Genomic DNA, 20600 nt, shown 5'->3' with positions numbered 1-20600 from the left:
ACCCTGGAACGATCAGCCCTCCTGATCAAAAGCTGTTGTTGGGTTACGTTGCGCTAACCCAACTTACCCTTGGCTTTAGCTGAGTCCTAGTTTACAGAAAACCGACTACCCTAGAATAACAAACCCACCCAATGCAAGGTGGGTTCCTCAATCGCTTACGAAGTAAAGATCTTTACGAACGATGCAAAAACACAGGACAAAAACGGGATACTGTTCATCAATAGAGGTTAGGCTGTGATCACCACTTTCATCGACAAAAACCAAGTAGTCACTATAGAGTACTGGAGCCATATTATTCATCGTTGTTCTGTAGCCCTCTACTATCGGTGATTGAATCATGGTTCCTTTTATCCATATTTCGACGCGATAGAAAACAGAGTATCATCACATTGACGAAAAATCAAAATACAAAGCTAATAGATAATGTTCAAATTAAAAATTATAAGTGGTAATATGTCTTCGTTCCCTTTTTCAAGGGTTGAACCACTAATAGATAAAGTTCTACTTTGTTCCCCGCTTCGGCGGGGCCTCTATTAAGGCTTTATTCTCAAGAATCGCTATAGATCCCACCCCCCATCCGAACTATAACAATCTGCGTTTTCCCCACAGAGAGGCAACACCTCTATCCAACGTAAGCAGACATTGTCACTCTTTAGCTGCTCTATAGCAGCCTGCCACTGGTTCGGTATTCGCTTACTAGCTTGGTGCCAGTCCTTTTCGCTGAGATTAAGGGTGCTCATGGCCCAGGCCTTGGCTCCCTTGTACTCCTCACCCAATGCCAACGGCTGCAATTCGCCGTCTGCGGCAATCGCCAGAGCAACAGCAACATTGTCTTCAGTTAAACGAGTGGGGATACGGACATCCTCATCCCAACCACTGTTATCTTCCGCCGCTTGGCGGCAATAACCCTTTTTCAGTTTCAACACATTCAGTGAGGCCATACCACGCTTGGTTCGCTCTTCTCCCCGTGCGGTAAAGGATGCATCTTGCAACAGGTCTGGAATCTCTGATTGAGCGGCACTACCGTACACCCCTTCGATCAGCTCACGGGCATCAGCAGGCATGGCAATGCCCCGCTTCCTCCCCAACAATCGAGCGGTTAGCCATAATTGGCCGGTATTTGGATAAACGTAAGCCGTACCCGGCAACAACCGAGCCAGCCACTTCTCGTCTTCGATCATGCCCGGTGGCGGTGAGAGAATATACATAACGGGTGCTTCGCGTCGATCAGTACAACTCTCTTTCAAGCGCTGCCCTTGTACGTTCCGCACGTGACGATGAAGTCGACCCGCGCGTTGAATCAGCAGATCTATCGGAGCCAAGTCAGAGATCATCAGGTCAAAATCCAAATCCAGTGATTGCTCAACCACCTGAGTAGCGATGAGCACCTGGCCTTGGCGTTCATCTACTGTGGAATTTTCCCCGAATAGATCCAGAGTGCGATTTTCTATCCGCTGTCGGTCCTGCATAGTGAAGCGACTATGAAACAGCATTATCTTTTCAGCAGGAATTCGACCGCCCTGCACCAAAAGCTCGAAAGCACGCCGGGCATCGTTAACTGTATTTCTAACCCAACAGACACAATGCCCTTCTGCTGATGCGTTTACTACCTTATCGAGCGCATCCTGTTCGCTATCGAAGCGCTCCACAGCCACCTTTCGAGCCACCTCCTTTCGAGTTTCAACAAAATCCTCATCCAAACGGTCCGCACTGATGCGAGTTGCCAGCGGGTAAGCCTGGCTGATTAATGAATTTTCAGGCTGCGATAGCCCTCGTTGATATGCAGCTGCCAATCCGCTACGCATTGATTGAGAGAGAGTTGCCGAAAGCAATATCACTGACCCACCTTGTCCGGCTTGAGCTTCAATCAAAGTTTCCAGCAGGCTTTGCATATAACTATCATAGGCATGGACCTCATCAACAAGCAGCACCTTACGCGCTAGTCCAAGCATACGTAGTGATTGATGTCGAGCCGGTAGAACACCAAGCAACGCCTGGTCTAATGTCCCTACACCAACATCCGCCAACAACGCCTTCTTACGATTGTCAGCTAACCAGGCAGAGCAAAAAGCACTCGCACTAGGCTCATCACCTGCATATGAACTATCCGCAGATTGGCCGACCATTCCAATAGAATCAGTAAAGGCTTTGCTATGCTGACAAGCACCGTGAGCCAGCACCAACGAAGGCAGTGCCTCTTCAACATATAAAGCCCTATAGGCCTTAGCCAAACGACGGTACATCGCATTAGCCGTCGCCATAGTCGGCAGTCCCACATAGAGACCATCTGCCAGTTCCTGAGACATCAACCGATGAGACAGTATCAACGCAGCTTCCGTTTTTCCTGCACCTGTCACATCTTCCAGCATGAATAATTGGGGTTGCTTCGGCAATGACACTGACAAGGCGTACTGTTGCAAAGGTGTGAGATGGTGGATAAATGGAAATAATTGTTGAACATTGTTGAATGGAGCTACCGATTGCCGACATTGGTAGGATGCGGCCAGCCCCTGAACAGCATTAGGTAATGCTCGTTGCTTCCAATAATCACAAAGCCCCTCTCGCTGAGTCCTATAGCAAAAGTGAGTCTGATCTGAGCCAAGCCAATCTGCCAGCACCGCGACACCGGATAATTGCCACGACTGAGCTTTGATACGCTTATACAACATTTTGTCGATTAAAGGAGATAAATCTATTTCTGCCAACAACAGACTATATACCTGTTCCATAAACATCTCTGCCGCCTGCTTATCCTGGTCGGTAAAAAAGTTGTCTAGCAGCCCTACTCTCTTGGGTGGAACACCATGATGGCCGGTTACAATTTCCAACCAGGGCTTAAGATAGCGAACTGAACAGTCTAGGCTGCTCCTTGCCAACCAACGTTCACACAACAGCTCACACCAAAGTGCATAGCCCAAGCTATCGTGTCGCTCACTATATTCGTAACGATTATCCCGCCTGACTAGATAGTCTGTCTGACCCGTCACCTGCCCCTGAAAAGCAATCGCAAACTTCCCAATATCATGCATAGCCAGACAAAAACTGAACCACTGCTGAAGCCACTGTGGATCAACACCAAGCTGGGAGGCTAAAGACTGACAACGCTTTTGCTCAGGATTGAGCAGCTGCCAGCCAACCGCTGCCACATCCAGACAATGGTAAGGAAGAAGATGATAGGAAGGAGTATCGAGACCTTTCGGGCTCGCTTTGCCCCAATACCGGTAGAAGAGCTGATCAACCATCCTGGCCCCTGATCTGGCGTCAAAAGTTCTACAACAAGTCTTTATCCCCTAAAAGGATGTGGTTGATCCTAACGTTCTTATTTCATTAGCGCAATATAATACAATCTTCTTTTAAACATTTGTTTACCTGGTTCGACTGTCTATCGAGACGATTGTGTACCCGGGATGCGGTAGCACTCGGGTGGAGACCTGTTTGTAATCGTACTGATACAAATTTCATGATTTGAGGATAGCTGCGCCAGCTTATTCAGGTAAACAGGTCCTAAGCGGACACCTTCAGTAACAGGATTCACGTACTCAACAAAGGAACCATCTTCCCATCGATAAACATAGTGCTGCTTTAGGTCATAATTTTTTTATTCTCAGGAACTTCATCTAACCGATAATTACTAATAAAAACTGGACGATTAAGTACTTTATTGTAATAAATCTGTATCTGTTCAGGTGGTGGTGTCGTTATAGCGGGATAGTTAACTCTACGAAATTTATTTTCGATTTACCAGGCGACAATTTCAGAATAAACATCCCTCTCATCAGAAGATCGAACTAAAAACAATTCATTATCCAAATAAATTACCTTATTAACATTGGCCAAAAAGTCGAAGAAATCAAAGCATCTGTCTAATAAAACCCAGTGCCTACTGCTGATACGATAAACAGCACATTTATTTTCCTCTGTTTCATAATTAAATCTGCCAAAATATAATTGATCGTCGGAAACCCAAAACAAACTCTCTCGGATCAACTTGATGTTCTTGTTCTCATCCTCCATCGGAAGCACAGGATAGTTTATAGCTGCCGTCAAACCATTGAGGGTCTCAATAATGCCGATACCTTTAATTTCTGGCTCTGTAATTTCATAACGTTGAGCCACATACTTTCCTGTTGGTGATGGGTAAAGCCGACGGGAATCATTAACATGGGGAATTTTTTTAAAACTTCCTGATTCAGTCGATAGAATCCAGGCATGCTCGTCTTCATATTCTCTCTTAAAAAGCAGATGAGTGCTATCAAGCCAACGCATAGTTATGTGCCAGTCAACTGCTGAAAATAATCAATTTGATCTATTCTACTACTTGAGCATGCACTTAATAATGCACATAAAATCAGTAAAGGAATATTCCTTATTTTCATTATATAACCGTCATTGACTATTCTTTATTTAAGGGACCTTCCCGGTTACTTCTTTATATAAAATTGACATAGTATGATAAACAATCTTGCAGTTCTTTTGAGTGGCCATTTTTTCTATTGCTTTAATATCTCTTATAACCTCAGCCACCTCGCTACTGGTCGTATCATGACAAAGAATTACCAAGGAACCCGACTTACTGGGCCGCGAGGCTAATTGATCTATTAGCGCTTTTGGATAAGGGTCTGGAACATTATCTGCCCTTGATTTAACACCTGAAGTTTCTGCCTCCCAGCTTTGTGCCGATATTTTTCCAGAAGAAGATCCACCCCAAAGGTGAAGGCCCAGCCCCGACAGCGCTAGCTTAAGCTGCGAAAAATTCATCACAGCCTTATTAATCACAGGGTTCTTTTTACTAAGGCCCGGCTGTTCTTTAATAATTCCTCTGGAGATCCTATTGAGCTGCTTAGATGAACCTTGAACACCAAGCTTCTTCAGGTGCGCTTTCAACTCAGACACCAGACCGGTGGGGCATGTAAAACTGTCAACGATCTCTTTATCCCCACATCTGTGGGGAACACTCTAGAGCAGCGCGCGAACAAGCGCCCCATTCCGGTTCATCCCCACATCTGTGGGGAACACTACACCAAACTCCATTAAAGAACCAAAAAAACCGGTTCATCCCCACATCTGTGGGGAACACGATTTTTTGAGAGAGAAATACGGGCAGCGTCACGGTTCATCCCCACATCTGTGGGGAACACTTGAAGCGACTGAACACCATTCGTAACCAGCGCGGTTCATCCCCACATCTGTGGGGAACACTCTAAAACTATATATTTGTTTTAGAAAAGAAAATACAGCCTTCCAAAATCTACCAACAGTTTCCGTCTTTTTAATAAGCAACAAAGCGTCGATTAACATCCGCAATTCACTCTGCGCCACCTGGTCCTTTATGCCTGCGCCTGCACAGTTCTTGAGCAAGAACTTAACTTCTTCTATTTCATGACAACAACGACTCCCTGAAGAGCAGCATTAGCACCATCCTTTATCCGTATGTATTTTTCCAAAACGCGCATACCCAACGTCACATACTGAACAATTTGGAAGATCACCCGGCTCTATTCCATCCCATGGCTCGTTATTAAAACGGGATTCTTTTTTCAATATATCCCGTTTGGCTATCGCGATCTGTCTCTTACAGTTTGGACATATAATCCGAGCCCCTTTGGGATACCTGACACTCTCCTTTTGAGTTATTACGAAATCCTTTATTCGATCTAAATCACTCATTGAACTGCTCTACTCTGTAGCAAATATTTTCGTTGTGCTCTCTATGGCCTATATAGCCCCCCTTTGGGAGCTTTCTAAGGCCGAAAAGACTTATTCGCAGATCCCTTAACAAGGTTAGACATTTGGACTTTTTTTTGGTTCTGTATGTCTCATTCAATCAATGCTGACGAATCTCAAGCACTACAAATTCACTTTTTCATCGTCTGCTGGACAGATTCAGGGGGCTCCCCACGTCTGTGGGGAACACTTATTGGTCTGGAAGGCATCCTCTATCAGAGCCGGTTCATCCCCACGTCTGTGGGGAACACCCGGTAATTTCTCAAGAACATCACTAAAGGAGCGGTTCATCCCCACGTCTGTGGGGAACACCCATCAGGGTTAATTTTGACAATTCGACCCATCGGTTCATCCCCACGTCTGTGGGGAACACACTCTTATCATGTCCGTGCTTTTTATATTCACCGGTTCATCCCCACGTCTGTGGGGAACACATTCAAGTTGTATTAAGAAATTCCCTGCTAGGCGGTTCATCCCCACGTCTGTGGGGAACACAGTAGTAGGTACTTCTGTTTCATGGGGATAATCGGTTCATCCCCACGTCTGTGGGGAACACAGTCGCTAGGTGATATAGACATTCAAACTCTCCGGTTCATCCCCACGTCTGTGGGGAACACTCGCACCGGCACCCATCGCTACAGCGTGTTTCCGGTTCATCCCCACGTCTGTGGGGAACACTCTAAAACTATATATTTGTTTTAGAAAAGAAAATACGGCCTTCCAAAATCTACCAACAGTTTTCCACGTTTTTAATGAGCGGCGGAATGTGGATCGACATTCGCCATCAAGCCTAGATCAACTGGGGCTCTGCCTGCAAGAAAGTCGTTATTAAGGTACCGATCAGAAGCAGCTAAATGGCTTCAAACACTCAACTTTCCATCTCAATGTCAGAAACCTGAAAGTCCATGTCGCATCATTAACAGTGTCTGTCTACCGGAAAATCATTGATTACTTAATAATGAATAGCTATCAGAGACAGAATAACTAACAGAGACGGAAGGTACCCCATGAGTACGGATTTCACCCCTTGGATTGATTGGCTGGATGGTCAGTATCAAGAAATGCTGAGCAAAACCATCGAACTGGCCAATATCAACTCCGGCAGCCTGAATGCTGCGGGTGTGAATAGAGTGGGTGAAGTGCTGGCTCAGTATTGCCGTGAAACTCTGGATGTTGAGGTCGAGGCTCTGGAAGTCTCACCTTATGAACAGGTGGGCGATGACGGTGAGAAACGTTATCTGGAGTTAGGCAAAGCCATTCGCTTGGGTAAACGTCCCGATGCGCCATTACAGATCTTTTTTTGTGCCCACCTGGATACGGTCTTCGCTATTGACCACCCTTTTCAGGAAGTCCGCTGGCTCGATGGTGAAACCGTTAACGGCCCCGGAGTAACTGATCTGAAAGGTGGCATTCTGGTTTTACTTAACGCGCTTCGAGCGCTGGAGCGAACTCCTTGGGCTGAACAGATTGGCTGGGAAATACTGTTCAACCCTGATGAGGAGATTGGCTCTCCTGGTTCTGCCCCGCTCATTGCAGAAGCGGCAACGCGCTGTCATCTTGGATTGATTTATGAGCCCAGCTTCCCGGACGGAAACCTGGCTGGAGCGCGTAAAGGCAGCGGTAATTTCAGTGTCGTTGTTGGCGGCAAATCAGCTCATGCAGGCCGTGAACATCACCTGGGGCGCAATGCGATCCGGGCTATGAGCGACTTTATCAGTGCTCTGGATGATCTTAATGGCCAGCGTGAAGGTGTAACGATCAATCCCGGGTTTATTCAGGGTGGAGGAGCGGTGAACGCTGTTCCTGATCGATGCATGTCTCGCTTTAATATCCGTTTGGAACGACCAGAAGACGAACATTGGTGTCTGGAGCATTTATCCACTCTGTCTGAAGAAATTAACAGTCGCGATGGAATCACACTGGAGCTCAGCGGCGGTTTTGGGCGTAAGCCCAAGGTCATCACGCCAGCGAATCAAAAGCTGTTAGAGCTGGTTCGTGATTGTGGTGAGGATCTCGGTATGACGCTTCAGTGGTTACCGACCGGAGGCTGCTGTGATGGTAATAACCTGTCCGCAGCGGGTATTCCTAATGTCGATACTCTGGGAGTACGAGGCGGGGACATCCATAGCAGTAGTGAATATTTAAAGGTTCAAAGCCTGACAGAGCGCGCTAAACTCAGTGCTTTGTTATTGATGAAACTTGCTACCAGTAATGACCTGAGCTGGCTGAATAACGTCGCCAGTGAAAATGATCTTACCGAGCAAGATCGCCTTTAAGGAGCAAACATGCTGATATTTCGCCCCCTCAATTACGCTGACATTCAGGATCTGGAACGATTGGCCGTTGTCTCCGGTGGCAGCATGACAACTCTGCCCGCTAATCGGGATCACCTGAGTGAGCTGATCGGTCAGACTCAGCAGTCCCTGCGCAAAGAGGTCGAACGCGGTGAACAGGAGAGCTATCACTTTGTTCTCGAAGATACAGACAGCAACCGAATTGTGGGTGTTTCCGGTATTGATGCAGCTGTAGGGCTAGGCTCGCCGTTTTATAGTTACCGTATTGATGAAGTGGTCCATGCGTCAGCAGAAATGCAGATCCACAACCGTATCCCTGCCTTGCATCTTTGTCAGGACTACACCGGTGCTTCACGCTTCTGCACGCTATTTTTGGATAAAGACTGGCGCAGTCTGGAGAACCTTCACCTGCTTTCCCGGGCGCGAATGTTGTTTATGGCCCAGAACCCAGAACGATTTTCTCCCCGCACACTGGCGGAACTGCAAGGCCCGGTGGATGAAGATAACCGTTCTCCTTTCTGGGAATGTCTTGGCAAACACTTCTTCAGTATGGACTTTGCCAAGGCAAACTATCTGACCGGGATTAATTCAAAGAGTTTTGTCGCTGATTTAATGCCTCATTACCCCGTATATGTACCGCTGTTGAGTGAAGAAGCTCAAAGAGCCCTGGGTCAGCCCCGTCCTGACGTGGAAGACATTATGTGCCTGCTGGAAAGCGAGGGATTCAAGTATCGGGGTTATGTTGACATCTTTGATGGGGGGCCAACTATTGAAGCCCGGACAGAAGATATCCGTTCCATATCCGACAGCCGCTTAACGCAGGTCCGCATAGCCGCCACTGGGGCAAAAGACACTGACAACAACCGGCCCTGGATCATGATCAGCAACACCAAACTACTGGATTACCGCTGCCTGATGCTGCAACTGGACCCGAAAGATCCACAACTTTCTCCCGAGCAGGCAGCGCAGTTATTGGTTACAGATAGCGATCAGGTTCGTCTCTTAGCACTTGATCCCAGAGAGTTGGGTCACAAGTAGTTGAGATCACGGGACACGTAAAAGATAAAACATGATTGGGAGCTTGCTCGTTCAGAACACTGAGATCAAGCAGTTATCCACCGATTAAACATGAGGCAGAAGACAGACAATGATGGTAGTTAGACCGATACAGGCCGATGACTGGGATGCGCTTAGAGAGCTATCCCGAAAAACGGGCACCGGATTTACGTCTCTGCAGGACGACGAACAGCAGGTTCGTGGCAAGCTGGATGCAGCCATGGCCGCTTTTGGTGAAGAGACACCGGAAGAAGCCCTCTATTTATTTGTGATGGAAGATACTGAAAGCCAACAGGTCGTCGGCATTAGTGCAATTGAATCTGCGGTAGGTCTGCAGGACCCCTGGTATAACTACCGGGTCGGTACTCTGGTCCAGGCATCGCGGGAACTAAACGTTTATAACCGTATAAGCACCCTGTCTATCAGCAATGATCACACTGGTTTTTCTGAACTCTGTACCCTGTTTCTGGATCCGGATTTCCGTCACAGCAAGAATGGCTCTCTGCTGTCCAAATCCCGCTTTATGTTTATGGCGGAATTCCCCCAGCGCTTTAATGACGGTCTGATAGCCGAAATGCGCGGCTACTCGGATGAAAATGGCGTTTCACCGTTTTGGGAAGGGTTGGGGCGGCATTTTTTCTCCATAGACTTTGCCCATGCTGATCGCCGCTCATCGACAAATAAAGTATTTATTGCCGAGTTGATGCCCAAGCACACAATTTACACCAACCTGTTGCCCGAGTCGGCCCAGGAGGTTATCGGTCAGACTCATGACAATACCACCCCGGCCCGTAAACTACTGGAAGGAGAAGGCCTGCGTTATACCGGCTATGTAGATATCTTCGATGGGGGACCGCTGCTGGAAGCCCCTGTTAAGGATGTAAGGGCTATTCGCGAGAGTCGTTACGTTAAAGCACATGTGGATGATCAGGTTGGCAGCGGAGAACTCTACCTGATCTCCACCACTGGCTTTAACGACTTCCGCTGTTGCATGAGCCCCGTGACGCTTGAAGGCAACCATATTGTATCTATCACCCCGGCGATTGCCGAGGCACTCAACGTTAAAGCCGGGGATACCTTACGTATTGTGCCCCTGTCTGCACAAAGGAGATTCTGATTATGTTTGGCACTGTACCGAGTAACATTACATCAGCTGATAAGGCGCCATCTGATACCCTGTTTATCGACGGTCAGTGGCTTGCAGGTAACGGCAAGTCATTCGCATCAATGAATCCGGCCCTCAACAGCAGCACGGCCATACCCGTCTGGCAGGGACATAGCGCAGACGCCGATCAGGTCAAGTCAGCGGTTAAAGCAGCCCGTAAAGCCTTTAAGGGCTGGTCGGAAACCTCCATAGACGAGCGAATTGCATTAATCCGCAAGTTTGGCGAGTGTCTGACTAATGCCAAAGAGGAAATTGCACGGATCATCTCGCTGGAAACCGGTAAACCGCAGTGGGAAACCATTACCGAAGCTGGTGCAATGATTGGCAAGGTTGAAATTTCCATAACAGCCCATCAGGAGCGAACCGGTGAGCGGGAATCTGAAATGGGCAGCGCCCGGGCTGTTTTACGCCACAAGCCCCATGGAGTTGTTGCCGTATTTGGTCCCTATAACTTTCCAGGTCATCTCCCCAACGGACATATAATTCCAGCGTTGCTGGCAGGCAACACCGTCGTGTTAAAGCCAAGCGAACTGACGCCAATGGTTTCTGAAGCGGTTATGCAGCTTTGGCAACAGGCAGGTCTGCCTAAGGGTGTCCTTAATCTGGTTCAGGGAGAAAAAGAGACTGGCATGGCACTGGCTTCAGATCCTGAGCTGGATGGATTGTTCTTTACAGGCAGCTCCCGTACCGGCCACCTGTTACACGAACAGTTCGCAGGGCACCCGGGTAAAATTCTGGCGCTGGAAATGGGTGGTAACAATCCACTGATCGTTGACGAGGTCGCCAATATCAAAGCGGCTGTCCACGATACCATTCAGTCAGCCTACATTACCTCCGGTCAGCGTTGCACCTGCGCCCGTCGCCTCTATGTACCCAACACTGAAGCAGGCGATGAGTTTGTCGCTGCTCTGGTCAGCGCAGTGAAGCTTATCAAAGTTGGTCGCAGTGACGATCAGGATCAACCCTTTATGGGCTCACTGATCTCGGAACAGGCTGCTGACGGAATGGTCGCCGCTCAAGCCAGGCTCGTGGAACTCGGTGGAAATAGCCTGACAGAGTTACGCAAGCTGGAAACCGGCACGGGTCTGGTTACGCCCGGATTGATTGACGTAACCCAGATCGAAGAGCTGCCGGATGAAGAGTATTTCGGTCCGCTGCTGCAACTCGTCCGTTACGATGATTTCGAACAGGCCATCGAGCTGGCCAACCGCACCAGCTATGGTCTGTCTGCCGGATTGCTCAGCGACAATCGGGACAAGTACGAAACCTTCTACCGCCAGATTCGTGCCGGTATCGTTAACTGGAACCGTCAGATTACCGGTGCCAGCAGTGCAGCGCCGTTTGGTGGTATCGGTGCCAGCGGAAACCATCGGGCCAGCGCCTATTACGCAGCGGACTACTGTGCATTCCCGGTCTCCGGTATTGAGGCTGACCAGGTTGAGTTGCCCGCAAGTTTCGCCCCCGGACTCACCATCTAAAAGGCCGTTAAATAATAATTATTGAGCGGGAGAACCCGGTTCTTCCGTATAGAGGTAACATCATGAGAGCATTTGAAGCGAATTTTGACGGTCTGGTCGGGCCAACCCATAACTACAGCGGTCTATCCTTCGGCAATATCGCCTCTTCCCGCAATCAGGCTGCTACCTCCAACCCTAAACTTGCCGCCAAACAAGGCTTGGCGAAGATGAAAAAACTGGCCGATCTTGGCCTGGTTCAGGGTGTACTGGCACCTCAGGAACGTCCTGATATTCATACTCTTCGTCGCCTGGGTTTCTCGGGGAGCGATGCGCAGGTTCTAGCCCAGGCTGCGCAGCAGATGCCTCGTGTACTGGCAGCCTGCTGCTCGGCCTCAAGTATGTGGACAGCCAACGCTGCAACGGTTTCTCCCAGTGCAGACACCCTTGATCGGCGGGTACACTTTACCCCGGCAAACCTGACCAACAAGTTCCATCGCTCTATTGAGCATGATGTAACCGGGCGCATCCTCAAGGCCAGCTTCCCGGACCATCGTTATTTTGTTCATCATCAGGCGCTGCCCGGTGTTGAGCACTTTGGTGATGAGGGAGCAGCCAACCACACCCGATTCTGCAAAGACTACGGTGATTTCGGTATCGAAATGTTTGTCTTTGGTCGTTATGCCTTTGACGACAGCAAACCAAAACCCATCAAGTTCCCTGCCCGGCACACGTTCGAAGCCTCAGAGTCTATTGCTCGTAGCCATCGCCTCAACAGCCAGGATGTAATCTACGCACAACAGAATCCTGATGTCATTGATCAGGGAGTCTTCCACAATGACGTTATCGGCGTTGGGAATCGCAATCTTTTGTTCTGTCACGAACAGGCCTACCTGAACAAGGACAAACTCTACAATGATCTGAAACGGGCTTTTGATGGTGATTTTCACGTGGTAGAAGTGGCCAGCGACCGGCTCAGTGTCAACGATGTGGTAGGCAGCTATTTATTTAACAGCCAGCTACTGAATATCACTGACGACCATATGACCTTGCTGGTACCGGAAGAATGCCAACAAAACTCGGCCGTAAGAAGTTACCTTGAAGAGGTCGTTGCCACCGATAACCCCATTGGCGGTTTTGAAGTAATGGACTTGAAGCAAAGCATGCGCAACGGCGGCGGCCCTGCTTGTCTGCGACTGCGGATCGTATTAACAGAAGAAGAGCTAAAAGCTGTTAATCCTTCAACTCTGATTAATGATCAGCTCTATCAGCAATTGGACCAGTGGATTGAGAAACACTACCGTGATCAACTATCAGAAAATGACCTGGCAGATCCACAGCTACTGATGGAATCACGAAGTGCCCTGGACGAACTGACACAGATTCTGCAACTCGGCACTGTTTATCCCTTCCAGCGCTAAATGCTGATCTTGAAAAGCCCGGTGTATCTCAGACTGGGCTCTGCACTTCTCTGATTATTTCTATTTTTTATAAGTAGCTTAACCACTTTCTAAAGCTTATTTTTACTACCAGATACGCCCTTCAACCGCTCGCTATCAGCTAACAGCAGGGGATATCGTTGCAGAAAATTATTTACAGTGGAGCAACTCAGAGAACATCTGGCCTGGAGAAAAATCGGCGGCAACTAGCGCCACTTTTCTGCTGGAAGATTTTTCTCCCGGCTGCTTAACTATAAGTCCGGTTAGAAAAAGCCCTACTAAGGAGTTTGTTCCTAAGCCCGATATTTTTCCATCGGACTTTCGAAAAGATCCAGAGAAGTACGGTAGAGTGAGGTAGTCTGCGCGATGATTCCCAAGCCTGTCTATGAAGCCCAGCCCTATGCCTATGTGGTCACTGGTTTACTACTGATACTGGAGGCCCCTTCACTGCTACTCTTTGTTTCTGCGCTACTGTTATACAGTGCCGGTGCCATAATATGGATTGTGCGGGCAATCTACAGAGGGCAGTATAGTCGCCACAGTCCCGCCGCCTGCTACCGTAACCACCTTAAACCTCTGGATCAGGCTTTAGCTTACTATCAGGAGCCCAAAGGTCTCCCTACCCCCATCTACGAAGCTCTGCCCTTTGCTTACCTGCTTGTAAGCGGGCTCTGCTATCGCTACTCTTCTCAGGTTATTTACCTTGACCTGATGCTCATGGCCACTGCACTACTGGCCATTAGCGGGATACTAATCTGGATAATGCGTGGCTATTACAGGGGCTACCATAGCCATAAAGGTGATCGCAGTTATCCAAGGACTCAGACCGATCGAGAGCATCAGTCTATCAAAGAGCATAATGGCTATAGTGAACATCACAGCCCTTTTTATCAGCACAGTTAATTGTCACAATGGCCGTTAACAATATCCCCTTATACTTGGCCTATGGCTCCAACTTACACCCATTGAGGCTTTCTACTCGGCTACCGAAAAGCCAATTAACAGCAACGATTCAATTAAATGGCTGCCAGCTGAGATTTCATAAACGGGGCCAGGATGGCACCGGTAAATGTAATCTGATATTTCCCAGCAGCCCCACTCAACCGGCAAACAATAGCGAACAGAAGATCAAGCATTTGTGCTTTGGCGCCTTGTATCAGCTGGGAGATAATGAAATTCAACAATTAGACATATTAGAAGGAGGCTATGAACGAGTTATCTTAGAAATAGAGCTAGATGGTCAACGCCGGTTAGCCTATAGCTACCAGGCCAAATCCGAGAATATTGACGATGCGCTGAAGCCATTTGATTGGTATCAGGCATTAGTTGTGGCAGGCAGTGACTACTTAAAATTTCCAGCAGTGTATCAGCAACAGTTGAATCAACTTAGGGTTCTAGCCGACGAGGATATGGAACGTGCAAACCGACAGCAAGCACTCTTACAGGCTATTCTGAATTATAGTCAGCGCCAGAAGCTTCCAGAGTTGAGTGAAGGCACTCTGCTGGGCTGGAACCTCAACGTATAGATACAGCGCTATGTATAAATAGATACCCCGTCATTACTATCAACCTATCGATAATAGCAGGATGATCAACAAGGCAAAAAGCCTTGTTTGTGCGGTCCGTCAATGGATAAGGAACGAGGAAGGGACCTCATTCCAGCTCAGCTAAGGACGAGGCTTGCTTTCCCCGCCCTTTGAGCCAAAAATTAATCCGTATCTAGCGGATAATCATCCATATAATCGGACTGCCGGCTGAGTGCGACAGAATGGTAGATAAAAGCAGTATTGCAGTTATCTGTGTATCGCTTCCATGTTTTTTCGTGAATACTTTCTGCTTTTTCTCCACTTAGGCAGAAGTTTACAAATTGCTGCTCTGCTTCAGTTACAGGTTCGCGCTCACCAAAAGCCAGGGCCTTGTATGCATGGCCATGCTTAGTCAGCAGTTGCGCTTGATTAAGAGTAAACTCCCCGCTACGGTCAAAACCGTAAGGGAAATGTTCATCGTCATAGAAATTTCGGTCTGTTTTGAAACTGACCGTATCTACATCTTCATGAGCCATACAAAGCGTCCAGATTGGGGGAAAAACACTTGTGACATCGCACACCTTGCTGAATTATGGTTGAAGCATCCCAGTGAGTAAAACGAAGCTTTTTTATCTTGTCGATAAATAAAATTTAATGAGATGAGCCGTGGATACAGAGCTATTACGTACATTCTTAGAGGTCTCGAAGACTCGTCATTTTGGCAGGGCATCAGAAAACCTGTTCTTAACTCAGTCAGCCGTCAGTTTCCGGATACGTCAATTAGAATCCTTGGTTGGAGTGCAGCTGTTTGATCGTCAGCGCAATAACATAATGTTGACGCCTGCGGGGGAGCGCTTACAACCCTATGCAGAGACGATTCTGACTTCCTGGCAGATGGCATTGCAGGATGTTGGAGTGCCTGAGTCACAACAGTTACAGTTGACCCTGGGCGGCACCTCAAATATCTGGGATACCTTTCTGCAACCCCTGTTACCTGAAATAGTAAAGGCCAATCCAGGATTATCAATCCGCACCGACGTCAACAGCCAGGTGTTACTGACCCGTGCACTACTTCAGGGACGCACAGATCTTATCGCCGTGTTTGATCCACCCAAAATTTCCGAAATAAAGACAGTTCCTGTTGGTCAGCTGTCACTCAAGATGATGAGCAATCAGGCCGGCGCACATATCAACGACATCGCCACTCTAGGCTATGTGTTTCTCGACTGGGGAACCGCTTTTAACATTCAGCATGCCAAGTTGTTCTCAACCCCCATCGCACCGATATTGCATACCAGCCAGACACAAATCGCACTGGAATTTATATTAAAACGTGGAGGCGCTGCCTTTTTACCGGAAAAGCTGGTATCTCCTTTTGTATCAACAGCTGAACTCTATGAAGTCGAAGGCATACCTCCCGTTGGCCGGGAGGTATTTGCTGCCTATATACACGACAATGAGAGAGTCGAATCTATAGAAGCAATTATCAGTATTTTGCAGGAAACAGATCTGTAAAAAAACATCTCAACAAAGAAGGGAAGTAGAATAACGGGATTTTATTGCCAAGCTGATAACTTACCCAGGCTGAAGACTTGGTCGCAGTCCAGGCTCTGGCTTTAACGAAAGTCCAGGCAACTCTTACGCTGTCATCAAAGTAACAGCTAAGAGTCGCTTGAATAAATAACTACTCGACTTCAACAATCTCATAGCCGTGTGTAATCTCTACACCTCCTTTTTGCAGCATGATTGACGCGGAACAGTATTGTTCTGCCGACAGATTCACTGCACGCTTGACATGAGCTTCTTTTAATCCGCGGCCCTGAACTACAAAGTGAATGTGGATCTTAGTGAAAACAGCGGGTACGGCATCAGCTCGTTCTGCTTCAATCTGAGCAACGCAGTCAACCACATCCTGACGGGTCTTTTTCAGAATAGACATCACGTCAAAGCTGGTGCAGCCTCCCAGGCCCAGTAGCAGCGTTTCCATTGGACGAGGTCCCTGGTCTTTGCCACCATGATCGGGAGGGCCATCCATTGTTAACTGGTGCCCGGAACCGGTTTCACCAACAAATTTGGCGTCGCCGCCCCACTTTACAGATACTTTCATACTGGATTACTACTCTTGGTTAAACGCAGATAAACTCGAGACGCTGAATTCAGTCCTGATTCGACAATTTAAGTGCAGATAGAATAAGAAAGCCTGCTCATCTACTCAAACAATGCCTTCAGCTGCTGACCTGGATTATCGGCACGCATAAATGCCTCGCCCACCAGAAAAGCGTTGACGTTTTTCTCTCGCATCAGGGCAATATCATCCTTACTGACAATACCACTCTCAGTCACCAGGATACGTTCCTCAGGGATCTGATCCAACAGCTGGAAAGTGTTTTCCAGACTCACTTCAAAGGTATGTAAGTTACGATTGTTAATACCGATCAAACGAGTGTCGAGTTTTAAAGCACGATGAAGCTCTTCTTCATCGTGCACTTCAATCAACACATCCATGCGCAGACTGCGAGCCAGATCATGCAGTTGACGCATTGGTGCATCTTCAAGTGCAGCCGCTATCAACAAAATACAATCCGCCCCCATGGCCCGTGCTTCATAAACCTGATATGGATCGATAATAAAATCTTTTCGGATCACGGGTAAGCTGCAGGCAGAACGAGCCTGTCGCAAGTACTCATTGCTACCCTGAAAGAAATCCACGTCGGTTAAGACAGAGAGACAGCAGGCACCACCTTGTTCATAACTCCGGGCAATCTGAGCCGGATTAAAATCTTCACGAATCACTCCTTTACTGGGCGATGCCTTTTTAGCTTCTGCAATTACCGCTGAGTGTCCTTCTTTAAGGGCTGCTTCCATAGAAGCAACAAAACCACGAGGAGCCCATTCATTGTAAAGATTCGCTTCAATTTGCTCTTTTAGGGTCTGCAAAGAGGTCTGGGCCAGATTGGCAACCACTTCTTCTTTTTTGCGCTCAAGTATCTTTAATAATATGGTCGGAGTATTCATCATTTATCTACCGCTTTCAGGTACTGCTTTTCACGCCTCAGTAAAGGACTGAGAATAGTGAGCTAAATCGTCCAGTTTCGCCAGAGGAGCACCACAATCGAGCAGTTCTCCCGCCCGGTTAACCCCAGCTTCCAACGTATCTGTTAAGCCAGCTACATAGATTGCGGCACCCGCGTTAAGCTTAATAATGTCCGCAGCAGGACCTGGCTCCCCTCCCAATGCCGCTCGAATCAAAGCAAGGCTGGCATGGGAATCCTTTACCATGATACTGTCCAAAGCAGTGCTCTGGATACCGAACCGGGAAGGGGTAATCTGGTACTCACGAATATTGCCGTCCACCAGTTCAGCAACCCGGGTATCACCCGAAATAGTAATTTCGTCAAGCCCGTCTTCAGCATGAACCACCATCACGTGATTGCTGCCCAGGCGTTTAAGAACCTCAGCCAGCGGTCGAACCCACTCGCGGCTAAAAACACCGAGTACCTGATTAGGCACACCGGCAGGATTGGTCAATGGTCCCAGCAGGTTAAAGACAGTACGGACACCCATTTCGCGGCGCGGTCCAATAGCATGTTTCATTGCACTGTGGTGGGCCGGAGCAAACATAAACCCGACACCGATCTGATCAACACAAGCAGCGACCTGCTCAGGAGTTAAGTTCAGATTCACCCCGGCAGCTTCCAATACATCAGCACTGCCGGTTGAGCTGGAAACAGAGCGATTACCGTGCTTGGCGACTTTGCCGCCGGCCGCGGCAACAACAAAAGCAGAGGCCGTAGAAACATTAAAGATACTTGCACCATCACCACCGGTCCCACAAGTATCAACAACATGATCACCTGTAATGCTGACGCCGGTCGCCAGTTCTCTCATTACTCGCGCGGCACCGGTGATTTCATCAACATTTTCACCTTTTAACCGAAGAGCAATCAAGAACCCGCCGATCTGCGCCTGGGTTGCTTCACCGGTCATAATCTGGCGCATCACCGCCTGCATTTCATTGCCACTCAGACTTTGACCGTCTATCAGGGCTCCAATGGCTGCTTGAATATCCATGATATTATCTCCAGCTGTTATTTTCTGACTAAGCCCCCTCACTCCGGGGCTACAGTTATCTGCATAATGGTAAGCGCTATCTTTAATCCTTTCTCTAGCGTTTGAGAAAGTTTCTCAGTATCTCGTGGCCATGCTCTGTCAATATTGACTCAGGATGAAACTGCACCCCTTCAATATCCAACGTTTTATGGCGAACGCCCATAATCTCTTCAATACTACCCTGATTATTATTGGTCCAGGCAGTCACTTCCAAACAATCCGGTAGTGTATTTTTATCAATAACAAGCGAATGATAGCGAGTTGCATCAAAGGGATTACTCAGACCTTTGAAGACACCGGTATCATGGTGGAATACCTGAGAAACCTTGCCATGCATAACCTGCCCCGCTCGGACAATATCCCCACCAAACGCTTGGCCAATACTCTGGTGTCCCAGGCAAATCCCCAATATCGGAAACCGACCGGCAAAATGTTCAATAGCCGCAATGGATACACCCGCTTCATTCGGGGTACAAGGACCTGGCGAGATAACAAGGTGGTCAGGGTTAAGAGCCTCGATCTGTTCGACAGTTATTTCATCATTACGATGCACCTGAACATCCGCACCGAGTTCACCAAAATACTGTACTACGTTGTATGTGAATGAATCGTAGTTATCGATCATCAACAGCATATCAAGCCTATCTACTTGCTTTATATAAACAGACTTAGAAAAGCCTTGGAATATTACCGGTTTGTTGGCCGGTTTAAGTTTACGCCCGTCTTTCAAAAAACGAATATCGAAGGGGGATTTTACAGAAAGGGAGAAGGAAGTGATACGTTAATGACATACGCTGGAATGACCGCTTGCTGCTTACAGTCCCTAAGCTAAGCGGAAGAAATCCGCGTCTTCCTCCTCACTGTCCTGAATCTCTTTAAGAATCCAGTCTCGAAAGATACTCATGCTGGCATTTAAAGGACGATTATCCGGCTTTACCAGATAAAACGCACTGTGGGTATCCAAGGCTATATCAAAGGGGACGACTAATGCCCCTGATCTCAGCTCCTTTGAAACCAAATGACGGTCAGCAAGGGCGATGCCCAGCCCTTCTACTGCAGCACCAGTCGCCAGGGATGTGCTGGAAAAGCGCAGTTCCTTGCCAAACCCGACCTCATCAATACCGGCAGAACGTAACCATGCTCGCCACTCATCCAACCTTGTACTGACTTGAATAAGTGTCTGAAAGCGAAGATCATCAACGGTTTTCAGTGGGTGGCGGCCATTCAATAAACGCGGACTGCACACAGGAACTACAGACATTCCCAGTAGAAAGTCAGCATCCACTCCTCGCCAATTGCCGGTGCCAAACTGAACAGCCATATCTATATCCGTGTGGCCGAAATCAACAGATCCCATAGAAGCACTCAAGCGTAACTCGACATCAGGGTATTGCTCTTGAAAATGAGTTAAGCGAGGCATAAGCCAACGCGTTAGAAAAGCGGGGGCCACACTCAGGGTTATTGCACCGGAATTGGGATTCGCCACCAACCTTCGGGTGGCAGAGTCAATTTCATCCAGCGCATTCTGAATAGACGGAAGATATTTTTCACCCGCAGCAGTCAAGTCCACTCGGCGCTTATTACGTTGAAACAGTTTTAGATCCAAGAACTCTTCAAGTGATTTTATTTGATGGCTGATAGCCGAAGGAGTGACAAACAGTTCTTCTGCGGCTTGGTTAAAGCTACCGTGCCGGGCAGCAGCTTCAAAGGAGCGTAAAGCGTTCAAAGGAGGAAGGCGACGCATGCTGTTCGACTCGATAGTGAATGATGAATATTTCTCATCATTTTGCTGAAAAAGCGTCTCTTGTGCAAGATCTTATAGATACTTAATA

Annotated in this window: 17 protein-coding genes and 2 CRISPR repeat arrays; of the genes, 8 read left to right on the top strand and 9 right to left on the bottom strand. The window is 48.0% G+C overall.

All coding sequences use genetic code 11. The features are described 5' to 3' along the window. Positions 1-147 precede the first annotated feature (147 nt). From BGP75_RS27265 to BGP75_RS19305, 3 genes are all read right to left on the bottom strand, one after another. Positions 148-339 (bottom strand): DUF3800 domain-containing protein, encoded by a 192-nt coding sequence (locus tag BGP75_RS27265; RefSeq protein WP_076720529.1) that lies wholly within the window; start codon positions 337-339, stop codon positions 148-150. A 218-nt stretch (positions 340-557) separates the two neighbouring features. After that, positions 558-3242 carry a CRISPR-associated helicase/endonuclease Cas3 gene (locus BGP75_RS19310; RefSeq protein WP_076720528.1) on the bottom strand — a complete coding sequence of 895 codons (2685 nt, stop codon included), beginning with the start codon at positions 3240-3242 and terminating at the stop codon, positions 558-560. Between the two features lie 496 nt (positions 3243-3738). After that, positions 3739-4266 carry a hypothetical protein gene (locus BGP75_RS19305; RefSeq protein WP_076720526.1) on the bottom strand — a complete coding sequence of 176 codons (528 nt, stop codon included), beginning with the start codon at positions 4264-4266 and terminating at the stop codon, positions 3739-3741. 660 nt (positions 4267-4926) lie between these two features. After that, positions 4927-5199: a CRISPR direct-repeat array (repeat unit 29 nt). A 685-nt stretch (positions 5200-5884) separates the two neighbouring features. Continuing rightward, positions 5885-6402: direct repeats of the CRISPR family, unit length 29 nt; unit sequence CGGTTCATCCCCACGTCTGTGGGGAACAC. A gap of 329 nt (positions 6403-6731) precedes the next feature. Between BGP75_RS19305 and BGP75_RS19300 the strand changes: the two genes are divergently transcribed. The 7 genes from BGP75_RS19300 (at position 6732) to BGP75_RS19270 (ending at position 14658) form a co-directional block, all read left to right on the top strand. After that, entirely contained in the window at positions 6732-8000 is a 1269-nt protein-coding gene (locus BGP75_RS19300; protein ID WP_076720525.1) for a hydrolase, read from the top strand. 9 nt (positions 8001-8009) lie between these two features. Beyond that, positions 8010-9056, top strand: coding sequence for an arginine N-succinyltransferase (gene astA, locus BGP75_RS19295; RefSeq protein ID WP_076720524.1), 1047 nt, complete (start codon positions 8010-8012; stop codon positions 9054-9056). Positions 9057-9165: 109 nt separating this feature from the next. Then, a complete protein-coding gene (gene astA / locus BGP75_RS19290; protein ID WP_076720522.1) occupies positions 9166-10191 on the top strand; it encodes an arginine N-succinyltransferase in 1026 nt (341 codons plus the stop codon). Positions 10192-10193: 2 nt separating this feature from the next. Next, entirely contained in the window at positions 10194-11717 is a 1524-nt protein-coding gene (gene astD / locus BGP75_RS19285) for a succinylglutamate-semialdehyde dehydrogenase (RefSeq protein ID WP_076720521.1), read from the top strand. A gap of 62 nt (positions 11718-11779) precedes the next feature. Then, entirely contained in the window at positions 11780-13114 is a 1335-nt protein-coding gene (gene astB / locus BGP75_RS19280; protein WP_076720520.1) for an N-succinylarginine dihydrolase, read from the top strand. 384 nt (positions 13115-13498) lie between these two features. Then, a complete protein-coding gene (locus BGP75_RS19275; RefSeq protein WP_076720518.1) occupies positions 13499-14035 on the top strand; it encodes a hypothetical protein in 537 nt (178 codons plus the stop codon). A gap of 8 nt (positions 14036-14043) precedes the next feature. Beyond that, positions 14044-14658, top strand: coding sequence for a gamma-glutamylcyclotransferase family protein (locus BGP75_RS19270; protein WP_076720517.1), 615 nt, complete (start codon positions 14044-14046; stop codon positions 14656-14658). 182 nt (positions 14659-14840) lie between these two features. Here the strand turns inward: BGP75_RS19270 and maoP are convergent, their stop codons facing one another. Further along, positions 14841-15194: a DUF413 domain-containing protein gene (maoP, locus tag BGP75_RS19265; protein WP_076720516.1), complete on the bottom strand. Its 354-nt coding sequence runs from the start codon at positions 15192-15194 to the stop codon at positions 14841-14843. A 130-nt stretch (positions 15195-15324) separates the two neighbouring features. On the opposite strand from maoP, the gene BGP75_RS19260 reads away from it, so the two are divergent. Continuing rightward, positions 15325-16173, top strand: a complete 849-nt coding sequence (locus tag BGP75_RS19260; protein WP_076720515.1) for a LysR family transcriptional regulator — start codon at positions 15325-15327, stop codon at positions 16171-16173. Positions 16174-16342: 169 nt separating this feature from the next. Here BGP75_RS19260 and BGP75_RS19255 read toward each other — a convergent pair whose 3' ends face one another. The 5 genes from BGP75_RS19255 to gcvA all read right to left on the bottom strand — a co-directional run bounded on the left by BGP75_RS19255 (position 16343) and on the right by gcvA (position 20512). Further along, on the bottom strand, positions 16343-16765 hold the full coding sequence (locus tag BGP75_RS19255) for an OsmC family protein (RefSeq protein ID WP_076720514.1): 423 nt from the start codon (positions 16763-16765) through the stop codon (positions 16343-16345). A gap of 101 nt (positions 16766-16866) precedes the next feature. Continuing rightward, a complete protein-coding gene (trpC, locus tag BGP75_RS19250) occupies positions 16867-17676 on the bottom strand; it encodes an indole-3-glycerol phosphate synthase TrpC (RefSeq protein WP_076720513.1) in 810 nt (269 codons plus the stop codon). Between the two features lie 27 nt (positions 17677-17703). Beyond that, complete coding sequence (trpD, locus tag BGP75_RS19245) at positions 17704-18729, bottom strand: anthranilate phosphoribosyltransferase (RefSeq protein ID WP_076720512.1); 1026 nt, start codon at positions 18727-18729, stop codon at positions 17704-17706. A 94-nt stretch (positions 18730-18823) separates the two neighbouring features. Beyond that, positions 18824-19402 carry an aminodeoxychorismate/anthranilate synthase component II gene (locus tag BGP75_RS19240; RefSeq protein WP_076720509.1) on the bottom strand — a complete coding sequence of 193 codons (579 nt, stop codon included), beginning with the start codon at positions 19400-19402 and terminating at the stop codon, positions 18824-18826. Between the two features lie 189 nt (positions 19403-19591). Next, positions 19592-20512, bottom strand: a complete 921-nt coding sequence (gcvA, locus tag BGP75_RS19235; RefSeq protein WP_076720508.1) for a transcriptional regulator GcvA — start codon at positions 20510-20512, stop codon at positions 19592-19594. Positions 20513-20600 lie beyond the last annotated feature (88 nt).

Source organism: Motiliproteus sp. MSK22-1, assembly GCF_001968815.1.
Classification (GTDB): Bacteria; Pseudomonadota; Gammaproteobacteria; order Pseudomonadales; family Balneatricaceae; genus Motiliproteus.
The sequence above is the reverse complement of the archived record's forward strand: the minus strand, read 5'-3'. Positions and strand labels throughout refer to the sequence as shown.

Coding starts and splice junctions, on each gene's coding strand:
- BGP75_RS27265 (WP_076720529.1), bottom strand. CDS start 339: ATGATTCAATCACCGATAGTAGAGGGCTACAGAACAACGATGAATAAT.
- BGP75_RS19310 (WP_076720528.1), bottom strand. CDS start 3,242: ATGGTTGATCAGCTCTTCTACCGGTATTGGGGCAAAGCGAGCCCGAAA.
- BGP75_RS19305 (WP_076720526.1), bottom strand. CDS start 4,266: ATGCGTTGGCTTGATAGCACTCATCTGCTTTTTAAGAGAGAATATGAA.
- BGP75_RS19300 (WP_076720525.1), top strand. CDS start 6,732: ATGAGTACGGATTTCACCCCTTGGATTGATTGGCTGGATGGTCAGTAT.
- astA (WP_076720524.1), top strand. CDS start 8,010: ATGCTGATATTTCGCCCCCTCAATTACGCTGACATTCAGGATCTGGAA.
- astA (WP_076720522.1), top strand. CDS start 9,166: ATGATGGTAGTTAGACCGATACAGGCCGATGACTGGGATGCGCTTAGA.
- astD (WP_076720521.1), top strand. CDS start 10,194: ATGTTTGGCACTGTACCGAGTAACATTACATCAGCTGATAAGGCGCCA.
- astB (WP_076720520.1), top strand. CDS start 11,780: ATGAGAGCATTTGAAGCGAATTTTGACGGTCTGGTCGGGCCAACCCAT.
- BGP75_RS19275 (WP_076720518.1), top strand. CDS start 13,499: ATGATTCCCAAGCCTGTCTATGAAGCCCAGCCCTATGCCTATGTGGTC.
- BGP75_RS19270 (WP_076720517.1), top strand. CDS start 14,044: ATGGCCGTTAACAATATCCCCTTATACTTGGCCTATGGCTCCAACTTA.
- maoP (WP_076720516.1), bottom strand. CDS start 15,194: ATGGCTCATGAAGATGTAGATACGGTCAGTTTCAAAACAGACCGAAAT.
- BGP75_RS19255 (WP_076720514.1), bottom strand. CDS start 16,765: ATGAAAGTATCTGTAAAGTGGGGCGGCGACGCCAAATTTGTTGGTGAA.
- trpC (WP_076720513.1), bottom strand. CDS start 17,676: ATGATGAATACTCCGACCATATTATTAAAGATACTTGAGCGCAAAAAA.
- trpD (WP_076720512.1), bottom strand. CDS start 18,729: ATGGATATTCAAGCAGCCATTGGAGCCCTGATAGACGGTCAAAGTCTG.
- BGP75_RS19240 (WP_076720509.1), bottom strand. CDS start 19,402: ATGCTGTTGATGATCGATAACTACGATTCATTCACATACAACGTAGTA.
- gcvA (WP_076720508.1), bottom strand. CDS start 20,512: ATGCGTCGCCTTCCTCCTTTGAACGCTTTACGCTCCTTTGAAGCTGCT.